This window comes from Hyalangium sp. (assembly GCF_035629615.1).
GTDB lineage: Bacteria > Myxococcota > Myxococcia > Myxococcales > Myxococcaceae > Hyalangium.
The window spans coordinates 1-23,867 of sequence record NZ_DASPHO010000624.1 but is presented as its reverse complement, the minus strand read 5'-3'; the positions used below and the strand labels follow the sequence as shown (position 1 = coordinate 23,867).

At 67.9% G+C, this 23,867-nt stretch carries 32 protein-coding genes; 9 read left to right on the top strand and 23 right to left on the bottom strand.

Annotated features, from left to right (window positions below; all coding sequences use genetic code 11):
- The 3 genes from VD972_RS31790 to VD972_RS31780 all read left to right on the top strand — a co-directional run.
- Positions 1-312, top strand: a 312-nt coding sequence (locus VD972_RS31790) for a PQQ-binding-like beta-propeller repeat protein (RefSeq protein ID WP_324992539.1), incomplete at its 5' end; no start/stop codon positions are given.
- Entirely contained in the window at positions 309-737 is a 429-nt protein-coding gene (locus VD972_RS31785) for a (deoxy)nucleoside triphosphate pyrophosphohydrolase (protein ID WP_324992538.1), read from the top strand. The genes VD972_RS31790 and VD972_RS31785, both read left to right, overlap by 4 nt.
- Positions 737-1,630 (top strand): ribonuclease H-like domain-containing protein, encoded by an 894-nt coding sequence (locus tag VD972_RS31780; protein ID WP_324992537.1) that lies wholly within the window; start codon positions 737-739, stop codon positions 1,628-1,630. The genes VD972_RS31785 and VD972_RS31780 overlap by 1 nt, the downstream gene beginning before the upstream one ends.
- A gap of 8 nt (positions 1,631-1,638) precedes the next feature.
- On the opposite strand, the gene VD972_RS31775 is transcribed toward VD972_RS31780, so the two are convergent.
- Positions 1,639-2,100 carry a hypothetical protein gene (locus VD972_RS31775; RefSeq protein ID WP_324992536.1) on the bottom strand — a complete coding sequence of 154 codons (462 nt, stop codon included), beginning with the start codon at positions 2,098-2,100 and terminating at the stop codon, positions 1,639-1,641.
- Positions 2,101-2,821: 721 nt separating this feature from the next.
- Here VD972_RS31775 and VD972_RS31770 point away from each other — a divergent pair.
- On the top strand, positions 2,822-3,079 hold the full coding sequence (locus VD972_RS31770; RefSeq protein ID WP_324992535.1) for a hypothetical protein: 258 nt from the start codon (positions 2,822-2,824) through the stop codon (positions 3,077-3,079).
- 34 nt (positions 3,080-3,113) lie between these two features.
- On the opposite strand, the gene VD972_RS31765 is transcribed toward VD972_RS31770, so the two are convergent.
- From VD972_RS31765 to VD972_RS31670, 20 genes are all read right to left on the bottom strand, one after another.
- Positions 3,114-3,350: a hypothetical protein gene (locus tag VD972_RS31765; RefSeq protein WP_324992534.1), complete on the bottom strand. Its 237-nt coding sequence runs from the start codon at positions 3,348-3,350 to the stop codon at positions 3,114-3,116.
- Entirely contained in the window at positions 3,350-3,532 is a 183-nt protein-coding gene (locus tag VD972_RS31760; RefSeq protein WP_324992533.1) for a hypothetical protein, read from the bottom strand. The genes VD972_RS31765 and VD972_RS31760 overlap by 1 nt, the downstream gene beginning before the upstream one ends.
- A 26-nt stretch (positions 3,533-3,558) precedes the next feature.
- The gene (locus tag VD972_RS31755) at positions 3,559-3,861 is read right to left on the bottom strand and encodes a hypothetical protein (RefSeq protein ID WP_324992532.1); all 303 of its coding nucleotides are present in this window, start codon (positions 3,859-3,861) and stop codon (positions 3,559-3,561) included.
- 145 nt (positions 3,862-4,006) lie between these two features.
- Entirely contained in the window at positions 4,007-4,336 is a 330-nt protein-coding gene (locus VD972_RS31750) for a hypothetical protein (RefSeq protein WP_324992531.1), read from the bottom strand.
- 2 nt (positions 4,337-4,338) lie between these two features.
- Entirely contained in the window at positions 4,339-4,818 is a 480-nt protein-coding gene (locus VD972_RS31745) for a hypothetical protein (protein ID WP_324992530.1), read from the bottom strand.
- A 2-nt stretch (positions 4,819-4,820) separates the two neighbouring features.
- Complete coding sequence (locus VD972_RS31740) at positions 4,821-5,549, bottom strand: hypothetical protein (protein ID WP_324992529.1); 729 nt, start codon at positions 5,547-5,549, stop codon at positions 4,821-4,823.
- Between the two features lie 33 nt (positions 5,550-5,582).
- Positions 5,583-5,906 carry a hypothetical protein gene (locus VD972_RS31735; protein ID WP_324992528.1) on the bottom strand — a complete coding sequence of 108 codons (324 nt, stop codon included), beginning with the start codon at positions 5,904-5,906 and terminating at the stop codon, positions 5,583-5,585.
- Positions 5,907-5,913: 7 nt separating this feature from the next.
- Positions 5,914-6,534 carry a hypothetical protein gene (locus VD972_RS31730; protein ID WP_324992527.1) on the bottom strand — a complete coding sequence of 207 codons (621 nt, stop codon included), beginning with the start codon at positions 6,532-6,534 and terminating at the stop codon, positions 5,914-5,916.
- A 67-nt stretch (positions 6,535-6,601) separates the two neighbouring features.
- Complete coding sequence (locus tag VD972_RS31725) at positions 6,602-7,942, bottom strand: hypothetical protein (protein WP_324992526.1); 1,341 nt, start codon at positions 7,940-7,942, stop codon at positions 6,602-6,604.
- A 192-nt stretch (positions 7,943-8,134) separates the two neighbouring features.
- Positions 8,135-8,833, bottom strand: coding sequence for a type IV secretion system DNA-binding domain-containing protein (locus VD972_RS31720; protein ID WP_324992525.1), 699 nt, complete (start codon positions 8,831-8,833; stop codon positions 8,135-8,137).
- On the bottom strand, positions 8,830-9,504 hold the full coding sequence (locus VD972_RS31715) for a hypothetical protein (RefSeq protein WP_324992524.1): 675 nt from the start codon (positions 9,502-9,504) through the stop codon (positions 8,830-8,832). Before VD972_RS31715 ends, VD972_RS31720 begins: the two co-directional genes overlap by 4 nt.
- A gap of 31 nt (positions 9,505-9,535) precedes the next feature.
- Positions 9,536-9,718 carry a hypothetical protein gene (locus VD972_RS31710; protein ID WP_324992523.1) on the bottom strand — a complete coding sequence of 61 codons (183 nt, stop codon included), beginning with the start codon at positions 9,716-9,718 and terminating at the stop codon, positions 9,536-9,538.
- Positions 9,719-10,684: 966 nt separating this feature from the next.
- Positions 10,685-11,863 (bottom strand): hypothetical protein, encoded by a 1,179-nt coding sequence (locus VD972_RS31705; protein WP_324992522.1) that lies wholly within the window; start codon positions 11,861-11,863, stop codon positions 10,685-10,687.
- Positions 11,860-12,069, bottom strand: a complete 210-nt coding sequence (locus VD972_RS31700) for a hypothetical protein (RefSeq protein ID WP_324992521.1) — start codon at positions 12,067-12,069, stop codon at positions 11,860-11,862. The genes VD972_RS31705 and VD972_RS31700 overlap by 4 nt, the downstream gene beginning before the upstream one ends.
- 239 nt (positions 12,070-12,308) lie before the next feature.
- Positions 12,309-12,761, bottom strand: a complete 453-nt coding sequence (locus VD972_RS31695; protein WP_324992520.1) for a hypothetical protein — start codon at positions 12,759-12,761, stop codon at positions 12,309-12,311.
- A complete protein-coding gene (locus VD972_RS31690) occupies positions 12,754-13,017 on the bottom strand; it encodes a hypothetical protein (protein ID WP_324992519.1) in 264 nt (87 codons plus the stop codon). Before VD972_RS31690 ends, VD972_RS31695 begins: the two co-directional genes overlap by 8 nt.
- Positions 13,010-13,291, bottom strand: coding sequence for a hypothetical protein (locus VD972_RS31685; RefSeq protein WP_324992518.1), 282 nt, complete (start codon positions 13,289-13,291; stop codon positions 13,010-13,012). Before VD972_RS31685 ends, VD972_RS31690 begins: the two co-directional genes overlap by 8 nt.
- Positions 13,284-13,538: a hypothetical protein gene (locus VD972_RS31680; RefSeq protein WP_324992517.1), complete on the bottom strand. Its 255-nt coding sequence runs from the start codon at positions 13,536-13,538 to the stop codon at positions 13,284-13,286. Before VD972_RS31680 ends, VD972_RS31685 begins: the two co-directional genes overlap by 8 nt.
- Positions 13,531-13,698 (bottom strand): hypothetical protein, encoded by a 168-nt coding sequence (locus VD972_RS31675; protein WP_324992516.1) that lies wholly within the window; start codon positions 13,696-13,698, stop codon positions 13,531-13,533. The genes VD972_RS31680 and VD972_RS31675 overlap by 8 nt, the downstream gene beginning before the upstream one ends.
- Entirely contained in the window at positions 13,691-14,638 is a 948-nt protein-coding gene (locus VD972_RS31670; protein WP_324992515.1) for a hypothetical protein, read from the bottom strand. The genes VD972_RS31675 and VD972_RS31670 overlap by 8 nt, the downstream gene beginning before the upstream one ends.
- Positions 14,639-14,951: 313 nt before the next feature.
- Here VD972_RS31670 and trpS point away from each other — a divergent pair, with 313 nt between their 5' ends.
- The 4 genes from trpS (at position 14,952) to VD972_RS31650 (ending at position 20,276) form a co-directional block, all read left to right on the top strand.
- Positions 14,952-15,965: a tryptophan--tRNA ligase gene (gene trpS / locus VD972_RS31665; protein WP_324992540.1), complete on the top strand. Its 1,014-nt coding sequence runs from the start codon at positions 14,952-14,954 to the stop codon at positions 15,963-15,965.
- Positions 15,966-16,172: 207 nt separating this feature from the next.
- Entirely contained in the window at positions 16,173-18,257 is a 2,085-nt protein-coding gene (locus VD972_RS31660) for a S46 family peptidase (protein WP_324992514.1), read from the top strand.
- 45 nt (positions 18,258-18,302) lie between these two features.
- Positions 18,303-19,160 (top strand): zf-TFIIB domain-containing protein, encoded by an 858-nt coding sequence (locus VD972_RS31655; RefSeq protein WP_324992513.1) that lies wholly within the window; start codon positions 18,303-18,305, stop codon positions 19,158-19,160.
- A 6-nt stretch (positions 19,161-19,166) separates the two neighbouring features.
- Positions 19,167-20,276 (top strand): hypothetical protein, encoded by a 1,110-nt coding sequence (locus VD972_RS31650; RefSeq protein WP_324992512.1) that lies wholly within the window; start codon positions 19,167-19,169, stop codon positions 20,274-20,276.
- Positions 20,277-20,298: 22 nt separating this feature from the next.
- On the opposite strand, the gene VD972_RS31645 is transcribed toward VD972_RS31650, so the two are convergent.
- Both VD972_RS31645 and VD972_RS31640 read right to left on the bottom strand, forming a co-directional pair.
- Positions 20,299-22,056 carry an Ig-like domain-containing protein gene (locus VD972_RS31645; RefSeq protein ID WP_324992511.1) on the bottom strand — a complete coding sequence of 586 codons (1,758 nt, stop codon included), beginning with the start codon at positions 22,054-22,056 and terminating at the stop codon, positions 20,299-20,301.
- Between the two features lie 47 nt (positions 22,057-22,103).
- The gene (locus VD972_RS31640) at positions 22,104-22,898 is read right to left on the bottom strand and encodes an endonuclease/exonuclease/phosphatase family protein (protein ID WP_324992510.1); all 795 of its coding nucleotides are present in this window, start codon (positions 22,896-22,898) and stop codon (positions 22,104-22,106) included.
- 77 nt (positions 22,899-22,975) lie between these two features.
- Here VD972_RS31640 and VD972_RS31635 point away from each other — a divergent pair.
- Positions 22,976-23,867, top strand: an 892-nt coding sequence (locus VD972_RS31635) for an enoyl-CoA hydratase/isomerase family protein (protein WP_324992509.1), incomplete at its 3' end; no start/stop codon positions are given.

Below are 23,867 nucleotides of genomic sequence, written 5' to 3'. Positions count from 1 at the left end.
GCGCGCGGGGAGATCGTCTTTGCCGTCGGGGATGGCCGGGTGGATGCCTACCTGGGAGAGACGGGCCGGCTCCTCTGGTCGCACAGCCTGGGGGAACGGGCAGGCAGGGCCCCGGTGTTGGCCCGAGGCATGCTCATCGTCCCCAACCAGCGCGCGCTGCTCTTCATGGATCCCCAGACGGGACAGGCCCGGATGGCGTGGAACCCGGGAGAGGGCGTCAGCGCCGCGCCGCGCGTGGAGGGTTCCACCGCGTACGTCCTGTCGAACAACGGCTACCTGTACTCCCTGCAGCTGCACGGGGGCGGCGGTTGACGGGTGGGGTGCCGAGAACGGTCCGGGTGGTAGCGGCTTTGATGGCCCAGCCTGGCGATGGCTCCCGGTTCCTGGTGCAGCAGCGCCTCCCGGGTGGCAGCCGCGCGCTGCTCTGGGAGTTCCCCGGCGGCAAGGTGGAGGCCGGGGAGTCGGACGAGGCCGCGCTGGCCCGCGAGTGCCGCGAGGAGCTGGACGTGGAGCTCGAGGTGGGCCGGCGGCTCTGGGAGGGCCGGCACACGTATCCCGATCTGACGGTGGAGCTGGTGCTGTACGCGGCCCGGCTGGTGTCGGGTGAGCCCCGGCCGCTGGGAGCGCATGCGCTGCGGTTCCTGACGCCCGCGGAGATGACGGCGCTCCCGTTCTGCGAGGCGGACATTCCGCTGCTGGACGATCTGGTGGCGGGAAGGATGGAGCTGTCGCGGTGATGTTGCAGCGGACGTTCCAGCACATTCCCGGCGTGGGGCCTTTTCGCGAGAAGGATCTGTGGGCCCAGGGCATCCGGACGTGGGATGACTTCCCAGCGGCGGGTACCGGCGCGCCAGCCATCAGCAAGAAGTCGGATGACCAGGCCCGCGAGTACATCGCCAAGGCCCGGGAGGCGCTGGCGAGCCGGAATCTGCGCGCGCTGGCGGGGCTGGTGCCGTCGCGGGAGCACTGGCGGCTGTACCCGGAGTTCGCCCAGGACGCGATGTACTTCGACATCGAGACGGACGGGAACGAGAACCAGGTTCCCACAGTGGTGAGCCTGTTCGACAGCAAGGGCCTGCACGTGTTCCTGCACGGCCGGAACATGGACGAGCTGCCGGAGGCGATGGCGGCGCGGCGGTTGTGGGTGTCCTTCAACGGCACGTGCTTCGACGCGCCAGTCCTGCGGAACTACTTCGGCGCAGACCGGTTTCCGACGCCGGACGCGCACATCGATCTGCGCTTCGTGACGAAGCGGCTGCGAATGAGCGGCGGGCTGAAGGAGATCGAGGACAACCTGGGCGTGGGCCGGCCGCCGCACCTGCGGGGCGTGAACGGGTGGGACGCGGTGCTGCTGTGGCGCGCGTACAAGGCTCGGGGCGACGTGGAGGCTCTGCGGTTCCTGGTGGAGTACAACCTCTATGACTCGTTCCAGCTCCGGACGTTGATGGACGTGGCGTACAACCGCGGCGTGGACGAGCTGAACCAGGACGTGCCCCGGCTGTCGGTGTTCCACCGGGGGGACGTGCTGTACGACGTGAGCAAGATCATCCTGGAGCTGGGGCCCACTGAGCGGGACATGGAGACACTGGCACGGGTGCGGAGCCAGGACCGGAATCTGCGCGAGCTCTGAGCGGCGGGTCACCGGCGCTTCTTCTTGTCGTTCTTCCTGGGCGGAGGTGCCGGGGCTTCCTTTTCGCCAGCGATCTGGAACTGGAAGCGGAGGTCCTCGATCTCACGGCCCAGGGAATCGGTGAAGGCCGTTCCGGTCTGCGCATCGAGCACGAGCGTGTATTTGTGGCCGGACTTGAGAGGGGTCGGCACGGCGATCCGGTAGACGACGCCGTTCGGAGTCTCATCGGCGGAGTCATCTGAGACCATGGCGCGTTCGACCTCGTCGAAGAGCCGGATCCGGTAGTTGCGCAGGCCCATCGAGCTTCGAAGTTCGATGACGGAAGTGGACTCGATGGTCGGCCGTTCCTCGAGGGCCAGGGGGATGGACTCCATGCCGCCATTGGCGAGCTGGTACTGGACCGTGAAGGACGTGGGAGGGGGCGTGGAGGGGCCAGCATCCTCGGGAGCTTCAACGATGCCGCCATCCACGGGAGCGGCGGGCTGCTTGTCCGGGCATCCAGCCAGAAGGGTCGATGCGCAAAGCGCGATGAGGCCGCAGCGGAGAAGACGCATAGGCCGGGCACGGTACGTCCCATGGGTGGCAGGGAGAAGCGCGAAGGCAGGCTCGAACGGCGGGCCGTTGGCGGGAAAACGTGGCGCACGGCAGGCCGATTTCTTCCCTGGCTCCCTCTGACATTGAGTCTGATAAGACTTCAGAATTACGTAAACTTATCCTTCGTTGGGAGGGTTTAGACTTATTCCCCTCGGGGAACAGGCCTCCTCTGGTACTCGATTGAGCCCAGACACACCCCACAACGGCACCGCGACCTGCCCTGGCTCAGGCAGGCTCCGACACGTGCCCGAAGGAGGGCGTGTCACGTCCATCTGGGTCCCAGGGCGCCTCTGCTAGCAGGTCATCAGGGGGCCAACCCTTCGGACCAACCAGAACCTCCGCAACGGGGCCAACCGTGGCGGGGTAGGGCGCTGGGTTGAGGGGCCTTCGACCCTCCCCAGCTCCCCCCTTCGGGGGGTATGTGCGGGTGAGACTAGGCAGGCAGGCCCCCCGCATCAAGTCCCTTTCCGCCAGGACTGTAGGCCGTACACTCCTGCGGGCATGCCTTGGCCCTCCCACCGTGCTCGTTCCCGCCCCTGCCGGCTGGATGGGTGTGGAGCTCGCTCCTGGAGGCGTTGCAGGGTCTGTGGGCGGCCCGTGTGCCGGGGGCACCGCTTCGGGTCAGCCCAGTGGTTTCGGTGCTTCCAGTGCCCAGCGGAGGGCCTCAGGCAGGCCCGTCAACTCTGGGAGGAGCAGGTCCTCGAGGAGAAGAAGCTCGAGCGGGCCCGGCCGGTGGACCCGCTCACTGTGGTGCCCGAGGCGGTGATCGCCACCCTGCTGCTTCACCCGCGCTCACAGCTGGCCTGGGAGTTCCGCCAGCGCTGGCCCATCGTCCTCAGTTTGTGTCTCGGATGACGTACACCGCTGCCGAGAGACAAACACAACCGCGTCAGGGAGTCGGGGGCTGAGTCGGCGTGCTGCAGGCGCGGGCGCGTTGCGCCTCGAGCTCCGCCGTCAGGTACATCTGCAGGAGGGGCCAGCTGAGCGTGGCGCCCGTCCACAGCGTGCAGCTCGCCGGCGAGGCCTGCGCCGGCGGTGGCGGCGCGGGAGGGTGTTGGTGGCGCCAGGTGCTGCAGCCGGTGAGGAGCCAGAGCCAGAGCAGGGCGACACGGCGAGGGGTGAGCATCAGCGCACCACGCCCATGCGGGTGAGGATCCGGAGCGTCGCGGCCCGCCAGCGGCCGCGGATGACTGGTCCGACGTCGTCCCAGCATGGCATCTGCTTGCCGTCGTAGGTCTTCCAGCCAGCCTCATCGCCATAGGCGTTGAAGCCGTCACGGGCCAAGTCCTCGAGCTTCTTCTCGTCCATTCGGTGCCTCGGTGGTTGGTGAAGCGTCACACCCGGCGGATGCCCAGGTGCACGTGGTCGTAGTGGCCATCGACGCGCCACAGGAGCTGCAGGCGAAAGGCCTTGCCGGCGATCTCCACCTGGTGGTGCTGGAAAGTCCCGAGCTTCTCCCGGGGGAAGCCGTACGCCTGGGCCAGGGCCTGGGCGAGCTCGTCACCGCGGGCACCGGCAACGCCAAAGTCCACCGCGTAGGCGGTGAGGTTGCCGGTGTAGTGGTCCGAGGCCGTGGTTGAGCCGACACGCTGGGTGTCTGCGAGGCTTCTCTTCTCGCTCGTCACAGGGATGCCCATGCGGGCCGCCACAGCCTTGGCTGCGTCAGCGACAGCTGCAGAGCCTCCCCAGGCCGCACCCCTCACGAGGCGGCAGAGGAGCCAAAGCGCCAGCGCACCGCCCGCCACGACTGCGGCTGTCTTCACGTGGCGAGGGTGCATGGTGTCAGCGCGTGGTGGGCTGAGCGGGGAGGGCGCTGGGCAGGCCGACGTGGCGCCGCACCTGCTGCACGTTCGTCTCGAGCACAGCCACACGGGCCTGTGTGTCATCTGCCTGGTCCTCGACGGCGGCGAGGCGCTGGAGGGGTCTCTCGATCTCCTCCATCACAACGTGCCGGGCCTCGTCAGCGATGACGTCGCGCAGAGCCTTCAGCGCTTGCCGCGCGAGGGTGGGCAGCTGCAGGCGGATGCGCCACACCAGGAGGAGCCCGCCGAGGAAGGCGCCGGCGAGGCCTGCGGCGAGCTGCAGCGCTTCAGGTGTAGAGACGTTCATCATGGTCAGCCTCGGAATGCGCGGGCGATGGTTGCGACGTTGGAGATGGTGACGACGACGACGCCCGCCACACCGACTGCTGCCAACACTTTGGCCCAGGTGGGCCACTGGCTCGGTGGCGGAAGCGAGGGGGGCGTGGTGAGGCTGTCCTTGATGACTGTGAAGAGGTCAGCGTTGTAGAGGGCCCCCGTGTACGTCTTGAGGGCGCTGGCAATGTCGTTGCCAATCCTGAGCCAGAACGTGACTGCGTAGCCTCGGCCTGTCGGATCGACGCCGGCGATGGCCCAACTCCTCCACACGTTGCGCCAGGTGTTGAAGCGAGTCCGCTCGTCCGCCACATTCTTCAGCACCGAGCGCTGGGCGTCGGTGACGAACCACCCGCTGGCTATGTCCTCGGCGTACTTCTCAGCGGCCCGAAGCTGGGCCTCGAGCCCCGAGAGCGCCCGAGCCATCTGCGTCTGCTCTGCAGCGGTGGCGGCGGCCATGACTAGGGGATGCCCCACAAGTCGAAGTAGACGGCGCCGTCGAAGTCCACCTCGCCCGCCCCGCCGATGACGAGCCTCGGGGAGACGTAGGGGAAGCGGCTGGGGAAGGAGCCCCAGTGGTCTCCTTCGGCCTCGGGGCTGTCAGCGCCCACCTGGATCCACGCGAGGCCTCCGCCCGTCGCCGCCAGGTCATTGGAGCTGCCCGCGGCCACCGTCTCGTAGTTCTCGACGCCCCCCACACCGTTGAGGCCTGGCCAGAGATCGAGGAAGAGGCTGAACGTGGGCGTATCCGTGAGCGTCAGGTTGCCGGCGCTGCAGGTGAACAGGACGTTGCGGAAGCGCCGCACGTCATAGAGGACGCGGGTGGCGGAATCGGTGCTGAACGCCGGGATGTAGTAGGTGCCTGGCGTGTATGCGCCGGCCTGGACGATCTGCGGGACCAGCCGCTGCATGGGGCCTGGACGGTTGAGAGGTCCGAACGCCTCACCCTCTGCCTCGGCCGTGTAGACGAGCCATTGGCTCTTCGCCGTGGCGCCCCAGAACTCCACGTCGGTGAAGGACAGGAAAAGAGGACGCTCCTCGTCGAGGCGCTCGAAGCGGCTGACGTTCCCGTTGACGTGGACCTCGAGCGGGAAGACCGCTCCCTTGTCAAAGGGGATGACGAGGAAGCCCTGTCCAGCACCGATGCTGAACTTGCCATCGGTGTTTGCTGTCGCAATGGTGATGCGCATGTGGAGTGTCTCCAGTGATAGGTGGAGCTGCAGCTAGAAGAGGCTCTTGGTCTGGTTGAAGAGGTTCTCGAGCGAGCCGTACACCTGCTTGCCCTTGACGAGGCCGGCCTGGGCGTCATTGAGCACGCCCTGAAGGCCTCCGCCCGTTGATGCTCGAGGAGTGCCCCCAGGCAGATCCGGGAGGAACCGCGCGAGCGTGTCGCGCGTCTGCCCCAGGGCGGCCGCTACGGCCAGCTGCTCTGGCGTGGTGGCAAAGCCTCCAGCAATGGGCATCGCCGGCGGGCGCGTGACGACGTACACGACAGCGGCTGTGAGGAGGACGGCAGCAGCAGTGAGAGCGATGGCGGTTGAGTTCATGGTGTCCTCAGAAGATCTTGCCCAGTCCCTTGATGATGCTGGCGACGGGCTTGACGATGACGGTGTTAGCGACGCTGCCGGGCTTCGTCGGGTCGAGTTGGCTCACGGCGCCGCGGACGGCTTGCTCTACCTTCTCGCCGGCGATGGCCTTGATGCCGAAGGAGCCGAGCTCACCAAAGCCCTTGGCGATGATTCCAGGGACGCCTACGAGGGCGGCAGCGCCCACCGTGATGGCGGTGTGCTTGGCAACTGACTCCGGTACGCCAATCTGAGCGAGCACCTTCTCCGTGCCCACCTTGGCGAGGATGGCGGGCGCGAAGGTGACGTTGATGCGGGCCACGTCCCCAGCTCCTCCACCTGCCACCTTCTCCACCACGTTGCCCACCGCGTTGTTGGCGTTGATGCCGGCGAGGACGGTGCCGATCAGGTTGCCCGGCTTGGGTGCGGAGGGCGGCGCGCCGACAGCTGCAGGGGGCGCCACCGGAGGAGCGAAGTCGCCGGCGGACTTGACGGCGAAGTCAGCCGGCGGCGCGGCTGCAGCTGCAGGAGGTGGAGCACCCTTTCGGGTGAGGAGCAGCGCGGCCGTCACTGTGATGGCAGCCGCTCCGGCGATGACGAGTGGATTCATGGGTGCACTCCTGCAGCGTCAGGTGCTCGGGGCCTCGAGCGAGAGCCCCGAGCGTGGGTGAGGGGTGTCAGCGAGCGATGACGCCGCTCACCTGATCGAGGACGACGGAGCCACGCTGAGCGAAGCCCTCGACGTCCTGGATGGCGGCGGGCACGGCGAGCGCGACGCGCCGCCTCACGCCCTCGGCGTTGAACACCTCGCCCTTGAGTGCGTACTGGGCGATGAGCTCGCGGGAGTTGTCGACCACCGAGGCGGGGATGTACGGGTCCACCGCGGCCGTGTCTCCTTCGCCCACCAGGCCCGGGAAGCGGGAGAACTCCGCCGTCTGCCCGTCGACCAGGACGAAGCCCGCGTAGGCGTGGTGCGTCTCCGGCCAGTCCATGCCCATGACGACAGCGGCGTTGATGGCCTTGAGAGGCTTGTTACGGCCCTTCTTCCCGGAGGCCTCCTGCACGTCAGCGCGCACCTCGTTGTCATCGGGGATGGGCAGGTAGAGGCCGCGGAGCTTGAAGGTGGCGAGGTTCTTGGTGATCTGGTCCACCTCCACCCGGCCCACGGGCAGGTCCTGGAACTCGCGATCCTGCGTCCACTGGTAGAGCACCGTCTCCCTGTCGGAGACGTCCGCCTCGCTGGGCACGTTGGTAAGCTGCAGCGTGGGGATGTAGGCCGAGTTCGGGTCGATGCCCGTGTAAATCACCTCGCGGCCGATGCGCAGCTCGATGTTCGTGAGCGTGGTCGAGGTGAGGATGGCCGTCTCCTCCGCCGTGTACAGGTGGAGCCCCGTGGGGCCCTTGGCCACCTTGTCCGTCTCGTCCACCTCGTACCACTCGGGCAGGTAGAAGAAGTGGTCGTGCGGCTGGGACACCGTCTGCGGGTAGAGCGTGGCCGTGACGTTGCCGGAGACGGTGACGCCGGTGGGCAGGGTGTCCGCCTCGCGGACCATCTCCAGCTCCATCGTCGCGGCCTGGGTGCGGCCCACGGCCATCACCTTGGCGATGCCCTTGTGGTGCCACATGAGCGAGGTGGGCACGAGGGCCCAGAAGGTAACGGCCGTGGTGGCGCTGTCGGGCAGGGAGCGGGCCAGGCCCGTGGTGGTGCTCGCGTAGCCCTCCCAGTCCTGGCCGATGAGGAAGCGGCTGATCCGCTGCAGCCTCGTGAAGAGCATCGAGTTGTAGGGCTTGCGCTTGTTGCCCTTGCCGTAGTTGAGCGTCATGCGCCAGCCGGAGAGGAAGGCCTGCCGCTGGGTGTCCGTCATGGCCACCGCGCCGCCCGAGGCGTTGGCGAGAGGTACGGTGAACTTGCAGAGGATGCCGGCGAGCACCTTGCCCTTCTCGACGATGAGCTTGCCCCGCTCGAGCTTGTCGCGGGCGCCGACGTTGGACCACGTGAAGCTGGAAATCGCCTTCATGGCTTGGACTCCTGTGGTGGCGCGCGTGACGCCGAGTGGTTCGGCCAGGCGCGGGCTCTTCACCCGCGCTGGCCTGGGGTTGGGGTGGGTGGCCTCAGCCGACCATCGCGTGCAGCTGCGGCGCGGCGCGCTTCAGGAGGGCGAGGGTTGCCAGGGTGGCGGCGACGGAGATGGCGACGGTGATGACACTCTTCATGGCTTGCGGTTCCTCTTGGTGGGGCGGGGGCTCGTGGCTCCCGTGTCTGTCCAGTGACACCACTGGAAGGCTCCGAGCTGGGAGACGGCATCCGCGTAGTCCTGGCCCGCCACCTCGGCGAGCGCATCCAGGTCCTGCGGCTCTGTCTGCAGCCCGCTGTTGATGTGCGTGGCCTGGGAGCGCGTGGTGAGCGAGATCTTCTTCGCGCGCTGGCCCACCAGTGCGAGGGGCACGGTGTTGTGGCGGCTGTTGCAGGCGAGCGTGTCGAGCTGCTCCTGGCAGAACGGGCCCCACGTTGGCACCTCGTCCGCGGCGAGGAGCGTCTTTCCGCGCTCGGTGACGAGCTCCATCACTCGCGCGAACCCCTCGGCCACTGCGCGCGGGTCTCGGGTGGAAGGCACGACAGCCGCACAGAGTCGCTTGGGCCTGAGGATGACGTCCGGATCCGCCAGCACCTGCCAGAGCTCGAGGCGCTGGGTGAGCGGGCCGAGCGTCACCTGGTCCGTGTCGTGCCCGTGCTTGCTCCACTCGTCGTGATAGTCGAGGGCTACGACGTTCCAGCCGGCGCGCATGCAGCGGCGCACGAGGTCCTTGGCGCGCGTCGATTTTCCAGTGCCGCGCTTGCCCACGTAGAGGGCGACGTCGGCCCCCTCGAGCACCTTGGGCTCGGCCGCCATGCGGTAGGGGCAGCTCATGCGCTGGCCCCTCCTGAAGCTGCGACGCCGGCCCCTTCCACCTTGTGGGCGGCCTGCTCGGCAGCGGCCTTGGCCATCACAGCCTCGGCGATGCACACCGAGGCGACGGTGAGCAGGGTGCAGCCCAGCACGCCCAGTGGGGTGTTCATGAAGTCGGGCACATAGAGAGCCACCACGGGCGCGGCGGCCTCGGTGAGCATGTCGGTGAACACCACGGGCTTCTGGCCCGGGACGAGCTCACGCGGCTTGGAGAGGTCCACGTTGGCGAGGCCCGCGGCGAGCTGCATCGCCTGCACAGCCATCATCGCCAGCGGCATGGCGCGCGCTGTCGCCTCCGCGGTGGGCCAGCCTGGGAGCGGGGCCGGAGCGCCAGGTGCTGCAGCTGCAGGAGCGGGCGTGGTGGACGCCGCCGGCGGCGTCTCTTCCTTGGTGAGGGTTCCTCCCTGGAGTGCAGCCGCGGCGCGCTCGATGGCCTCAGGGTCCCCCTCGGAGAAGAGGGCCTCGAGGCGCCGGCTGATGGCCTGGCGAGCGGTGGCCTTGCGTCGCTGTTCCTCGGTGAGGGGCTTGCGCTCCCTCTTCCCGCGGGCTTTGCGCGCCACCTCACCCTCGCTCGAGGGCGTCGGCGGTGTGGCGCCAGGCGTGGTGTCGCTCGGGGGTGTGGTGGTGTCCATGGGTGGGTGGCGCTCGTATCAACCCGTGGCGCTACGACTGCCTGAAGTAGGTGCCGGCGAGTTTCGCCTCGAGCTCGGCGATGCGCTGTGCCTGGGCGCGCTCCCTCTCGCGGCGCTCCTTCTCGGCCGCGGCCGCCACGGTGGCCTCGCCGGCCTTCCGGTCCAGCTCTTCCTTCTGCAGTCGGTGGTAGCGCTCGCTGTGCGTCTCAGCCATGGCGTGTGTCTCCGTCGTGTGGTGACGACGGTGCAGCGGTCCGTTGGCGCGTGGGTGGTCACCTCTTTTGAGGTCCGAAGTCCTCGCGGGCGGTGTCGCTGCCCGTCGACGGGACAAGAGGTCTCACGCTTCAGAAGCTGCGCCGAGTGGCCAGAATCCGCCGGGTTGTGGTGCCACACGGCTGGATGCCTGTTCTTGTGGGTACTTCCGGGCGTGTGGGGCCACGGCGGTACACTCACCCTCACTCATGGCGTGTAACCAGTGGATGCACCTGAAGGCGGCAGCGGAGCGCGCGGGGATGGATGAGGAAACGCTTCGCGAGCACTGCCGGAGGGGCTGGGTGCACGCTCACAAGGCAGCGGGAGGGCACGGCCCGTGGCGTGTCGAGGTCACCGCGGAGGGGTTTCCCGCGGACGCGCCAGAGGAGTGCAGCTGCGTCACTCCACAGCTTGGTGTGGAGGATCCGCCACTGGTGTCTTCGGGTCCTCTGGCACAGGCCGGAAGCAGCCCCCGCGGTGCTCAAACGTCCGCCCGCACGGAGGCTGCTTCGCCAGCCTCACCCAGCAGCCACCGTTGACGAGCTCTTCCCCGTCCTCGGGGTCACACTGCTTTCGCTTCTGTCCCTGAAGAGGCTCGGCTGGGATGGTGCGGCGGCGACTCTTCCCCGCTGTTGGCACCACCTGGATGAAGGTGGTCGCGTCGGTGCTCTGGTGTGATGCCACCTGTGGCGCATCCTGTGATGGCAACGCCGAGAGCACGGCCGCCACCACGACAAGCACCACAACTGCCACAACGCCACGGCGCGCAACGAGCCGTGCACGGCGATCGGCGTCAAACCAATTCCAGTTGGGGCAGGGGCTCACGGGGCAACCTCGCTAGGGAGGCAGGATACCAGCACCCCCGACACCTCAGCCCTGCAGGGCGAGCGGTGCTTCGCAAGGCTCCGCCCCTCCCTAACCCGGACAGCTAGCGGGCAGGGCCGTCGTCGTCAGCAACAGCGCTCGTTTCTCGGCTGTTGGGCTTCCTGAAGCGCGTCCTCCGCCACTGGGCGGAGGGCGCACCGCCCCCTCTTGGTGGGTCTGGGCCCGCCTCAACACGCAGGGGGGGGCTAAATACCTTCAAGATCGAGAGTTGGACGTCTCTAGGGGTGAACTCTCTCTGGAAAGCGAGAGCAAGTCGTGCCCGGAGTCGTCTGTAGAGGGGGGCCAGGCGCCGGTAGAGGTCCTCCTGCATGGGGGAGCGCCGGAGCTTCGGTACTCGGCCAGGACGAGGGCGGCCGTGCGGCCTGGCGCGGCGGCGCAAGGCACGCACGCCCATCACGGTGGGGTGCCAGCGTGCACGCAGGTCCAGCCAGTCGTGCAGCTTGCCGGAGCTGTCGAGCCACTTGTCGAGGCGCGCTGCAGCCGGCACCTCACGTTGGAGGGCGCGATAGAGGCGGATCCTCGGGTGTCGCTGCAGGTACGCGGTACCGCCCCCCGTCGACGGGCGCGGCGCCGGCGGGGCGTCCTTGCCGCGGGCCTTCATGAGGCCGGCGGAGATCCGCCACCACGCGAGCTCACGGCGGTGAGAAGCCCACGGATCCAATCGGTTGGTGAGTGCCTGCACCCACCGCTCGGAGACTCCCACCTTGCGAGCCAGCCACTGAGCAGAGGCGCACAGGCTGCCAGCAGTCATCCGGGCGGACTTGCGGGCCGGTGGACGCATCCCGAAGCACCACTCAAGGATCATGAGAAGTGGCACTGCCGCCGGCGGCACGCCGATGCGGGCTGCAAGGCGCTCGCACTCCTCCGGCCACCACGAGCCCCAACCATCCGGGAGGACGTCCTCGAGGTCCTCCTGCAGCACGTCGAGCTGGGCGTTGTGGCGCTTGTAGGGGGGCAGGGTGGGGCCGCGAGGCAGCCGCTCGAGCCGGGCCCGGAGCTCCTCCTCACGCTGGACTGCCTTGCGCTTCCGCTCGCCCTTCTCCTGGCGGGCGCGGAACTCCTCCACCTCGGCGGCCCGCTGCTGCCGCGCCTGGTGCAGCTGCTGCCCCAGCTCGAGCAGCAGCTGCTCCTGCTCCTGGCGCACCGCCCCCCGCCCCTGCGCCGGCTGAGCGGCGGGGGAGGGGGGTGGCACTGCGGGGGGAATGCCGCCAGGGCTTCTCACCTCGAGGTGAGCCCTCCTGCGATGGCACAGGCATGGCACCACGCTGCCCTCGCAGCGTGGTGGTAGCTCACGCTCGGGTGCCGGCGGCCACAGTGCTCGCACTTCTCACCGTCGTCCGCCGTCACCTCGAGCAGGGAGAGCTGGGTTGGCTGCGAGGCGGCCGCGAGCTTGGCGTCACGGTGCGGAGTGGTGCTGTCCTCAGCCACGTTTGCCTCGCTTCGCTTTGCGGGCGTGCAGCGAGGCTGTGAACCCTGCGGCAGCCACTTCCCGGAAGGTGCACTGAGGGCAGATGCCGGCGAGCTCGCCCGCGAGGCTGAGGAGGCGGGCTGAGAGCACCTCCATCCCTTCCGTGCGCCAGGCCGGTAGCGAGTTGGTGATGCAGGCAGCAGCCTCCCGGATTGCCGCGTACGAGCGAGCCTTCCTCCCACAGCCCCTGGAGCACAGCTCAGGCATTGGGCACCACCAGGTGCTCAGCGCTGGCAACGAGGACGATGGCGCACGCCTCGCACTGCTCCGAGAGCTCAAAGCCGTACTGGCTCAGGCAGCAACGGAGCACACGGAGGTACAGCGGGTGAAGGTGATCGGGGCCCCCATGGCGCTTCACCTCGGCGGCCGTGGCGTGCAGCCCGTTCACCACCTGGCGGAGTGAGCGTGTGGGGTGCCCGCAGGGGACTGCCGTGGTGGCTTGGAACACCGTGACGTGCAGGTGCAGCGCGCACGCCTCGCAGACGCCGGACAACTCAAAGGCGAGGCGCACGAAGCGGTCCCGCAGCCACAGCTTCTTTGGCTCCTCACGTACCCCAGAGAGAAGCTCGCTCGTTGCGAGCACCTCCCGGAGGATGAGGGACTTCGGCCTCTCGATCCGCTGGCAGCCTTGCCAGCCGCAGCGCTCAAGCATTGGCCACCTCCTGCTTCCGCCCATCCAGCCGCAGGAGCGCGACGTAGGCACACGTCGAGCACAGGCCAGACAGCTCGAACTGGAAGCGGGTGAGGCGGCGCGAGAGGAGCCGGCGGGCGAGCCTGTCCACAGCCGCGGCGCCGGGCACCCTGGAGGCCTCTGTGAACTCCACCGTGGCGGCCGTCCTCAGGTCCTCCTGGATCTCCGCGTATGCGCGGGGCGCCCGCCCGCACGCGGTGGTGCACGTGTCACCCACGGCCCACCTCCTGGAGGACGAAAGAGCGGTGGCCACGCAGCTGCAGGCGCGTGCACCGGGCCTGCGTCACGAGCATGCCGAGCGCCTCACGCTGCCAGTCCGCCATGTCCTTGCGGGCAGAGAGCAGTGCATCGAGCTCGTGCTCGAGCATCTGCGCCACACCCTCAGCGGTGGTGAGGCGCTGAGCAACGTCGAGCGCGGCCGCCACTGCAACGGGCGGCAGCACGGTGTCCACGTTGGGGCGTGGCGTCCGCTCGCGGGTGGGCTTACCCATGGGTGGTCACCTCGACAACGGCAACGGCATGGGACGCGAGCGACGTGGGCAGCGTGGCGATGCGCCGTACGTCTTCAACAGTTGACCCTTGAGTGACCTCGAAAAAGTCGTGGATGACCCTTCGTGTTGACAACTCCACCTGGTCGCCAGGACCGAACGTCCTCAGTGTCTCCGCGACGGCGACAAGCCGAGCGCGACCTCTCTCCTTTTCCCAGAGGACGATGCCGTAGCGAATCGTCTCAGCCATGGTTCACCTCAAGCCGGACTCGGGTGGCGATGACTGAGAGGACCTGGGCGACGGGAGAGAGGACCGCACGCGCATGCTTCAACGCGACCTGGTCCTCTGCCGTGATCTCCGGGAAGTTGTCGCCTGCCTTGAGGTGTGCCTTCAAGGCGTCCTCACCCATGGCGCACCTCAGCGTGGCCGCGGGTGGCGTCGAACACGCCGCGCCAGGTGCCGGCGCGCGTGCTCGAGCAGCCCTGGTGCAGCTGCCCAGCCATGGTGACGGGCAGCGCGGGCGGCACGGCCAGACGGCCGTGCGGCGACGCGGGCACCCGCACGAGGCACCGATCGCACCGGAGCTGCACGAGGCGGGCGCCTGGGAGCGGCTCGCGGGTGCAGCGGCCGATCATGTCCCCGTAGATGCGGGCATGCAGGGCGTTGACCTGGGCGAAGCCGGAGAGCTGCCCGGCATCGCTCAGCGTGAGCCGGAAGTCATCCAGCGCCAGCTTGGCGACACGCTCGAGCAGCTCCACCTGGCGCTCGGCCATGCGCTGGACGGTGCCGAGGATGTTGGGCAGGAAGCGGGCCTTGTGCTCGGCGATGGTGGCAGGGCTGACGTTGGGCAGGGCCTGCAGGAAGTCGCCGAGGGCGCGGGCCGAGGCCTGGAACTCGATGGCGAGCTCCAGGAGGCCGGCCCCCAAGTCTGTGGCCTCGATGCGGCCATCGATGTCCGCGAGCTCGCTGGCCTCGGTGGTGATGGCGGCGGCGTTCTCCATGAGCGCCACGCCGACGCCCAGCAAGTCCTCGAGCGTCTCCGTGGGGGGCGTGTCGGGGAACTCAACCGCGCTGCTCAGCCGCTGGCAGGTGCAGGCGGCCGAGGTGCAGCGGCAGCCGATGCAGGCCTGGCCACCGCCCACCTCGAGGTTGCGGCCGCAGCTGCAGCCCCCAACGAGGACAGGGGCCAGGAAGACGTGCTCAGTGACGTTGGCGTGCTCGGTGGCCTCTGAGTCACTGCACGTGGTGAATGTGCACTCCTTGCAGCGGAGGACGGGCTCGAGCTTGGAGGCAGGACGGACTTCTCCCGTCCGCGGCGTTGGCCGCGGCGGGTGGTGGACGTGGGACATTGGCAGGCTCCAGCGCGGTGGGAGAACTGCACCGGCCGGCCGCCGGCACTATGCCGACGACCGACCGGTCGGGCCTGCCAAGGCCGCGCGCCCCCTGGCAGGAACTACGGCGCCGGGCCTGGCTGAACGAGCTGCAGGCTCCAGCGACAGCCGCACGGAGGGCCCACCTGGTTATCGAGGGGGCTATTAGTTCCGTTGCGTCTGATAAGATGCGTTATGTAAACTATCTGGGCGCTGCTTTTCGGGCCCTTCCGGCGGCGTTCTCATCCAAATTGACGGGCCAGGACCAGGCGGCTAAACGCTCAGGTCCCTTCTGCTCGGGAGCCGCCCCATCAAGACGATTCTCACTGGCGATCGCCCTACCGGCCCGCTCCATCTCGGGCACTACGTCGGCTCGCTCAGGAACCGCGTCCAGCTCCAGAACCAGTACCGCACCTTCATCCTGGTGGCGGACATGCAGGCGCTGACCGACAACGCCGACAATCCGGCCAAGGTGCGTCAGAACGTCACGGAGGTCGTCCTTGACTACCTGGCCGTCGGGCTCGATCCCACGGTCGCCACGTTCTGCGTCCAGTCCATGCTGCCTGAGATCGCCGAGCTCACCACCTACTACCTGAACCTCGTCACCGTCGCCCGGCTGCAGCGCAACCCCACGGTCAAGGAAGAGATGCGCCAGAAGGACTTCGAGGTGCAGGTCCCCGCCGGGTTTCTCTGCTACCCGGTCAGCCAGGCTGCGGACATCACCGCCTTCAAGGCCCACCTCGTCCCCGTTGGCGAGGACCAGAAGCCGATGATCGAGCAGACCGTCGAGATCGTCCGCAGCTTCAACCGCCTCTACGGTGAGGTCCTCGTGGAGCCCGAGGCCCTCATCCCGCAGCTCGCCCGCCTGCCCGGAACGGATGGCCAGAGCAAGATGGGCAAGTCCCTGGGCAACGCCATCTTCCTCTCGGATCCGGCGGACGCCGTCGCCAAGAAGATCCGCGGCATGTTCACCGACCCCAAGCACCTGCGCGTGGAGGATCCCGGCACCGTCGAGGGCAACCCTGTCTTCACCTACCTGGATGCCTTCGATCCGGAGGTGGAGAAGGTCCAGGCGCTCAAGGAGCACTACCAGCGCGGCGGCCTGGGCGACACCGTGGTCAAGCGCCGCCTCGCCGAGGTGCTCGAGGCGTTCCTCGGGCCCATCCGCAAGCGCCGCGAGGACTACGCCAAGGATCCCGCCGAGGTCATGCGCCTGCTCAAGGAAGGCACCGACCGCGCACGCCAGGTCACCTCGAGCACGCTCGCGCAGGTCCGCAAGGCCATGCACCTGGACTACTGGCCCTAGCCACACGGCTCCCGCAGTCCTCGCCACACTGCGTCATGGCCCACCCCTCGAATTCAGCGCGAGGGGCCGGGGTTCCAAGAATCCACAGGGCTCGGAAATCAAAAGCTCGGCTGCTCGTTCAGGGGCCGGGAATGACTCCCTGCTTGACCGAGACCGGGGCTTCCCGCAGAACGCGCCGCACCCCGGCTCCCGGAAAGGAACCTTTCAATGAAGCGTCTGGTCATCTTGGCTGCCCTGGTGGGCGCCCTCCCCGCGCTCGCCGATGAAGGCATGTGGACGTACAACAACTTCCCCTCTGCCAAGGTGAAGGCCAAGTACGGCTTCGAGCCCTCTCAGCAGTGGCTCGACAGCGTGCGTCTGTCGTCGGCCCGGCTGGCGGGCGGCTGCTCGGCCAGCTTCGTCTCCCCCAATGGCCTGGTGATGACCAATCACCACTGCGCTCGCGGCTGCATCGAGCAGCTCTCCACCGCCGAGAAGGACTACATCGCCAGCGGCTTCTACGCGAAGGCCGAGGCCGAGGAGCTCAAGTGCCCGGCCATGGAGATCAACCAGCTCAGCGACATCACCGACGTCACCGAGCAGCTCAACAAGGCCACCCAGGGGCTCTCTGGCAAGCAGTACTCGGACACCCTGAAGGCGGAGATGTCCAAGCTCGAGAAGGAGTGCGCCACCAGCGATCAGGTCCGCTGTGACGTGGTGACGCTGTACCAGGGCGGCAAGTACAACCTCTACAAGTACCGCCGCTTCCAGGACGTGCGCCTCGTCTTCGCCCCTGAGCACGCCATCGCCTTCTTCGGCGGCGATCCGGACAACTTCGAGTTCCCCCGCTACGATCTGGACGTCTCCTTCGTGCGCGTCTACCAGGACGGCAAGCCGGCGCAGATCCCCAACTACTTCAAGTGGTCCAAGGGCGGCGCCAAGGAGGGCGAGCTCACCTTCATCTCCGGGCACCCGGGCCGCACCTCGCGCGGGCTCACGGTGGCGGAGCTGGAGTACCAGCGGGACGTGGTCATGCCCAAGATGCTGATGACCCTGGCCGAGGTCCGCGGCATGATCACCGAGTTCCAGAAGCGCGGCCCCGAGCAGGAACGCATCTCCAACAACGTCCGGTTCGGCGTGGAGAATGGGTTCAAGGCCATCAAGGGCCGGCACGAGACGCTGCTGGACAAGAAGTTCTTCGCCAGCAAGGTCGCCGCCGAGCAGGAGCTGCGCCAGAAGGTCGACGCCAACCCCGAGCTGAAGAAGAAGTACGGCGCGGCGTGGGACGAGATCGCCAAGGCCCAGGAGCAGCTCAAGAGCGTCCGCAAGGAGCTGGGCTACATGGAGCAGGGTCAGGGCTTCGGCTCGAAGCTCTACGGCATCGCCCATGCGCTGGTGCGCGCCGCGGACGAGCTGCCCAAGGAGAACGGCCAGCGCCTGCGCGAGTTCAATGAGGCGGGCCTGCCGGCTTTCAAGGCCCAGCTGTTCAGCCCCGCCCCCATCTACCCGGAGCTGGAGATCGCCCGGCTGGAGTTCACGCTCACCAAGCTGCGTGAGGAGCTCGGCCCGGATCACCCCTTCGTGAAGAAGGTGCTCGGCAAGGAGTCCCCGGGGAAGCTGGCCGCCCGCCTGGTGAACGGCACCCAGCTGCGGGACGTGAAGGTGCGCCAGAGCCTCCTCGAGGGGGGCAAGAAGGCCATCTCCGCCTCGCAGGATCCGATGATCAAGCTGGCCGCGCTGGTGGATCCGGACGCGCGCGCCGTCCGCAAGAACTTCGAGGAGAACATCGACTCGGTCATCAAGAAGAACAGCGAGCTGGTGGCCAAGGCGAAGTTCGAGGTGTACGGCACCAACGTGTACCCGGACGCGACCTTCAGCCTGCGCCTGTCCTACGGCGCCGTGCAGGGCTACATGGAGGACGGCAAGAAGGTGAACCCCATCACCCAGATGGCCGGCACCTTTGAGCGCCACACGGGCGAGGAGCCGTTCGCCCTGCCGAAGAGCTGGCTGGACTCCAAGGGCAAGCTCAAGCTCTCCACCCCGATGAACTTCGTGTCCACCAACGACATCATTGGCGGCAACTCCGGCTCACCCGTCATCAACAAGGACGGGGAGATCGTCGGCCTGGTGTTCGACGGCAACATCCAGTCGCTCGGCGGTGACTTCGGCTTCGACGAGACCGTCAACCGCGCCGTCTCCGTCCACAGCGATGCCATCCTCGAGTCTCTGCAGAAGATCTACGGTGCCACGCGCGTGCTGGAGGAGCTGCGCCCCGGTAAGCAGCCTCCGGTGAAGGCCAAGCCCGCGGGCTGAACCCCCTGGCGTAACCCCTGGAAGTTAGAGAGGCTGGCGGTCGCAATGAACTGCCCAGCCTGCAAGTCCAAGACCGTCGAGCAGGGTTTCGAGGGGGCGCGTGGAGCGAAAGTCCTGCTGGACGTGTGCTCCACCTGCCACGGCCTGTGGTTCGACCAGCGCGAGAGCATCCAGCTCTCGTCGAACGGTGTCCTCCGGCTCTTCCGCCAGATGCATGGGCGGAAGGACGAGCACTACCGCCTGAAGGAGCCGCTGGCGTGCCCCCGGTGCCGGGCGACTCTGGCGCGAACTCAGGATCTGGCCCGCGGCAACCGCTTCCAGTACTTCCTCTGCCCCAACAGGCACGGGCACTTCATCACCTTCTTCCAGCTCCTGCGGGAGAAGGGGATCGTCCGGAGCCTCTCCCCCCAGGAGCTCACGGAGCTGAGGAAGCACGTCCAGCAGATTCAGTGCTCGGACTGTGGGGATCCCATCTCGCTGGAGCGCGACTCGGCCTGCCCCCGCTGCCGTGCCCCCGTGTGCATCCTGGATCCCAAGGCCCTGGGGTCGACGCTCGAGGGACTGAAGCCAGCGGCCGTGGCTGCGGGCGCCGTCGTGGCCCCCGCGGTGGCTGCACAGATTCTCATGGATCAGATGGGGATCGACGGCTTCTTCCGGAGAGTCGACTCCCAGGTGCAAGCGATCTCACAGCTCGGCTCGCACGTTCCTGGCGCCGGGGATCCGGGGCGCACGGACCGTGTGAAGGGTGTGGTGGAGGGAACAGCAGAGGCTGTGGTGGAGGGCGTCGTCGAGGTGGGAGTCGAGGCGGGGGTGGAAGGTGTCGTCGAGGGGGGCGTGGACCTCATTGACCTCGGCGTGGAATTCTTCCTCGACATCGCCAGCGGCATCGGCGACCTCTTCTGAGCGCCCATGTCCACGATCCTCGACAGCCTTCCAGCGCTGTACCGAAGTGTCTTCCCCTCCTTCTTCCAGAGCTCCATCCCTCCCGAGACCAAGGCCACGTGCTCCTCGTGCGCCATGTGCGAGTCCGCCAATCCGATCCGCATCGAGTCCGTGGATGGGGTGAACCGGTTCTTCCGGCCGGACACCAAGTGCTGCACCTACCACCCTCGCCTGCCGAACTACCTGGTGGGCGCGATCCTCTCCGATGAAGACGCCGGCATGGCCGAGGGCCGGCGGCGCATCCAGGAGAAGATCGCCCACGGCGTCGGTGTGAACCCTCAGTGGATCAAGGCCCCCACCCGGTACAACCTCCTCTATGCGAGCGCGAGGCAGGCGTTCGGCCGGACCCAGTCGCTGCGCTGCCCCTACTACGAGCCGCAGGGGGGCCTGTGCACCATCTGGCGCTACCGCGAGGCGGTGTGCTCGACGTACTTCTGCAAGTACGTGGCGGGCGCGGACGGCCGGAAGTTCTGGATGACCCTGAAGACGTGGCTCACGCTCTCCGAGATCCAGCTGTCGCGCTACGCCCTGCTCCAGCTGCTGCCGGACTACGTGCTGCTCGGCAAGGACAAGGCCGATTCCTCGGGCGGGCCGCTGACGGTCGAGGATCTGGACGACAAGCCTCTTCCCCAGAAGGACTACGCCGAGCTCTGGCACCCCTGGGTGGGCCGCGAGGAAGAGTTCTACCGGCGCTGCTACGAGAGTGTTTGGGCCTTGTCCTCCGAGGAGTTCGAGAACCTGCTGGGCATCGATGGGCTCGTCGAGCTGTCCATCCTCAAGCGGCTCCACGGGGCCGCCGTCACCGCCAGCCTGCCGAAGATGCTCAAGCTCAACCCCAGCGCCACCTTGCAGTGGCTGCCGGACGGGAGCCTCGCCCTGGCCTCGTACAGCGAGTTTGACGCGGTGGCCCTCCCCGGGGCCGCCTACGAGCTGCTGGTGGCATTCACCGGGAAGGAGCCCGTGGAGACGGTGCGCCAGCGGCTCCGGGACGAGAAGCAGGCGGATCTGCACGACGACATCCTGGTCGAGCTCTACCGGCACCGCATCCTGATCGATGCCACGAAGCCGCAGCAGTAGCGACGCCGCCCGAAACTCTCCTCTACTGGCGCGTCAGGACCTTGGCCGCCTTCTGCTGCTGATCCACAACCACGAACATGGGCGCCCCTCCCCCATTGGGAAACAGGGGACGAAACGCCTGCTCCACGGAGGCATGGGGCTCATTGCCTACCATCCTGCGCACCCGGACGGAGAGGTTGGACGCCGAGGCCCCCTTCTCCCAGGCCACCCAGGGTGCGCCTGTCGAGTCAAAGCCGAGCGAGGGCCACCGGGTGTCCGGGCCATCCAGCAACTGAGGGCTGGACCAGCCCGCGTCTCCGAACCGTGAGAAGTACACTTCGACCGAGCTGCTCGTCCCTGGGGTGTTGAGCTCGAAGGCCAGGGCCGGCTTGCCCTGGGGATCCAGCGCGAGCGAGGTCCGGTGCACCGAGGCATTTGCGCTCGCCGAGGCCGGACGGAGGCTCGAGCCGATCTGCTCCCAGGTCGCGGCATTCAAGCGCCACACGACTGCCTCGCCGACGAAGGGGCTCGAGCCCTGCTCGGTGACGGCCACGACGGGCCGGTTCTCGCCGTCGATCCCCAGCGAGGCAAAGAGCGCGTTCGCACTGTTGGATCGCGCCTGGAGAGGAGTGGCCACAGCGTCCCAGCGTGAGCCACTCCAGCGATAGACGTACACGCGGGCTTGCTGGACGGAGTCCACCTCCGTCCAGGCCACCGCGGGCTGCTCCGTGTTCCCAGTGGCGAGCGTCAGATCCCTCGCATTGGACGAGGTGATGGGGTTCGGAACGCCCGCCAGCTCCTCCCAGCTCGTTCCATTCCAGCGGCGCACGAACACCTTGAGCTCGCCCGCGGCGCGCTCGGTCCACGCCACCACGGGCCGATCCAGGGAGTCCACGGCCACTTGCACCTCCTCGACCCAGGAGTCACCGTCAGGGAGCGCGCTGAGCGGCCCCCCGAGCTGCGTGGTTCCGCTCGTCCCGGAGCGGTGCACGTACACATCCGCTGCGCCGGTGGCCTGCGTGTACTCGAACCAGGCGACCACGGAGCGTCCCATGCGATCCCGGGCGAACGCGGGGGGCTCCAGAGAGGAGAGACCCGCCCCGTATTTCGGGAGGCGCCAGTTGTGGATGAACGTGGGGATGGTCCAGGACCACTCCTTGGGGGCGTTCGCCGCGAGCGGATTGCCCGCAAGGTCCTGGAACCCCTCCTCGTGCAGGATGAGCAGGAAGGACTGCGGAGGGAAGATCGGCTCCACGGGCGTCACGGTGAGGACCTTCTGATCCGTGGACCAGGACAGGACCTTCGTTGCAGTCACCAGGCTGATGTGGGCCGCGGTCACCTGGCTGCTCCGGATGGGCTCGGAGAACGTGATGCGGATGGGCGCATCCTTGGCGATCTCGGTCTCGCTCTCCAGGAAGGGGCCGGAGACGACGGTGGGCAGGGTGCGATCGACCACGATCTGCTGGGGCTGGCTGGTGAAGGCATACCCTCGGATGTTGGCTCGAACGCTGATCGAGTAGGAGCCCTCGGCCTTGGTGGCACAGTCGAACGAGTAGTGGAAGGGGGCCGCCGAGAGCGAGGTCGTGGTCTTTCCATCCACGAGCACCTCGGCGTTGTCAGGCACTCCCCCCGTGACAGTGGCCTGGATGGGCACGGCGTTGGTGCCGCAGTAGACCGTGGACGTGCTCGCGAGGTCCACGGTCAGCACTGGAGGCGGCGGAGGAGGCAGCTCCTCTTCACCACAAGCCGACACCACGACGAGAAGGAGGAGCGCCAGGAGGCAGGATCGCGGAGTTGCCATACCCCAAGCTGTAACAGTTTTTCCCGGGGTGATGCGAGCCCACCCATTCACTCTTCGCGGAACGTGGCCAGCACCGCGTGGTGATCGGAGGCCTCCCCTACGTCTACCACCTCGGCCCCGATGAGCCGCTCGGCCATCCGGGGCGAGGCGAGGATGTAGTCGGTGCGGTAGTCGATCTGCACGCCGTTGTTCTGGCGCCGCGCCGTCACCCACTCGGCGGGCGGCCCTCGGTGGTAGAGCGTGTCAACCCAGCCAAACGACTCCAGGGTCTCCAGCACCGAGAAGCGCGGTGGGTGGCCGTACTTGTCCGTCCCTGCTGCGCGCACTCGACCCGCGAAGTCCGGGGGATAGGGATCCCTGCGTGACAGGGAGTTGAGATCACCGGCCAGCAGGTACAGGCCCTCGCGGAAGGTGATCGGGTCGAGCAGATCGCATAGGTACCGGGCCTCGACGAGCCGCGGATCCTCATGGTGCGCGTCATAGTGAGTGCCGAAGAAAGTCACAGGCTCCCTGCTGTCGAACTGGCTCTGGATCAGGCAGTGGCCAATCTGGCGCGGATCGTTGTGGAGGTGGATCGCTCGCAAGGGGCGGCGGCTGGCGAGCGCCACGTGGTAGCGCCGGCCACTGCCTCGCGGACGTGCGGTTCCCAGGTGGACGTGGGAGGCATCGGCCGGCACACCCAGGACCTCGGCGACCTGATGCAGGCGGTCGCCTGCCTCCCACCAGAGGCACTCCTGAAGCACGAGCACGTCCGGCCGCGTCCGGTCCAGAACTCCGAGGATGGCCTCGAACCGATCCTGCCCCCCGAAGAGCACGTTGAACGTCATCACCTTCAGGGTCACGACTGCCTCCTGGCCTCGACGCGCTGGCTGAGCATAGCAACATGGAGCTTGTAGGGCCTTTCAGGTAGACCCCGCCCATGAGCCATGAAGTGCAGCTGGAGACGCGCGGCCCGATCGGGCTGGTGACCCTGGATCGAGCCCGGGCCCTCAACGCACTTGGTCTGGGGATGATTCGCGCCATCCACCCGCAGCTGGATGCCTGGGCGCGGACGCCCGAGGTGAAGGCAGTGGTGATTCGCGGCGCGGGCGGTAAGGCCTTCTGCGCTGGAGGGGACGTGCGCGCGGTGGCCCTCTCGCTGGGAAAGCCCGTGCCCCCGGGCGAGGAGCCCCTGGCACGCGCCTACTTCCGAGCGGAGTACGCGCTCGACCACCGCATCCACCACTACGAGAAGCCGTTCATCGCGCTCGTGGACGGCATCAGCATGGGGGGCGGGCTGGGGCTCTCCCTCCACGGCTCGCACCGCGTCGTCACCGAGCGGCTCGTGTTCTCCATGCCGGAGACGGCCATTGGCTTCTTCCCGGATGTGGGCGCTGGGTGGTTCCTTCCGCGCTTCCCCGGCGAGGTGGGGACCTACCTGGCGCTCACCGGCGCGAGAGGAAACGCCGCGGACGCCATGTGGGTGGGCTACGGGACGCAGCACGTGGAGCACACCCGGCTCGACGCGCTGCTGGAGGCCCTGGTGAAGGCGGACTGGAGCGCGGAGGCTTCGCGGGAGGTGGCAACCCGGGTCCTGTCCTCTTTCGCCACGGACGCCGGGCCTGCGCCCCTCCGAGTGCACCAGGAAGCCATCGACCGGTGCTTCAAGGGGGACCGGGTGGAGGGCATCCTCGAGGCCCTCGCGGCCGAGGGCACCGAGTGGGCCGAGACAACTCGAGCCACCCTGGCGCGCATGTCGCCTACCAGCCTGAAGGTGGCGCTGCGCCAGCTCCGGCGGTTCCGCTCCCTTCCTTATACGGAGGTCGCGGCCC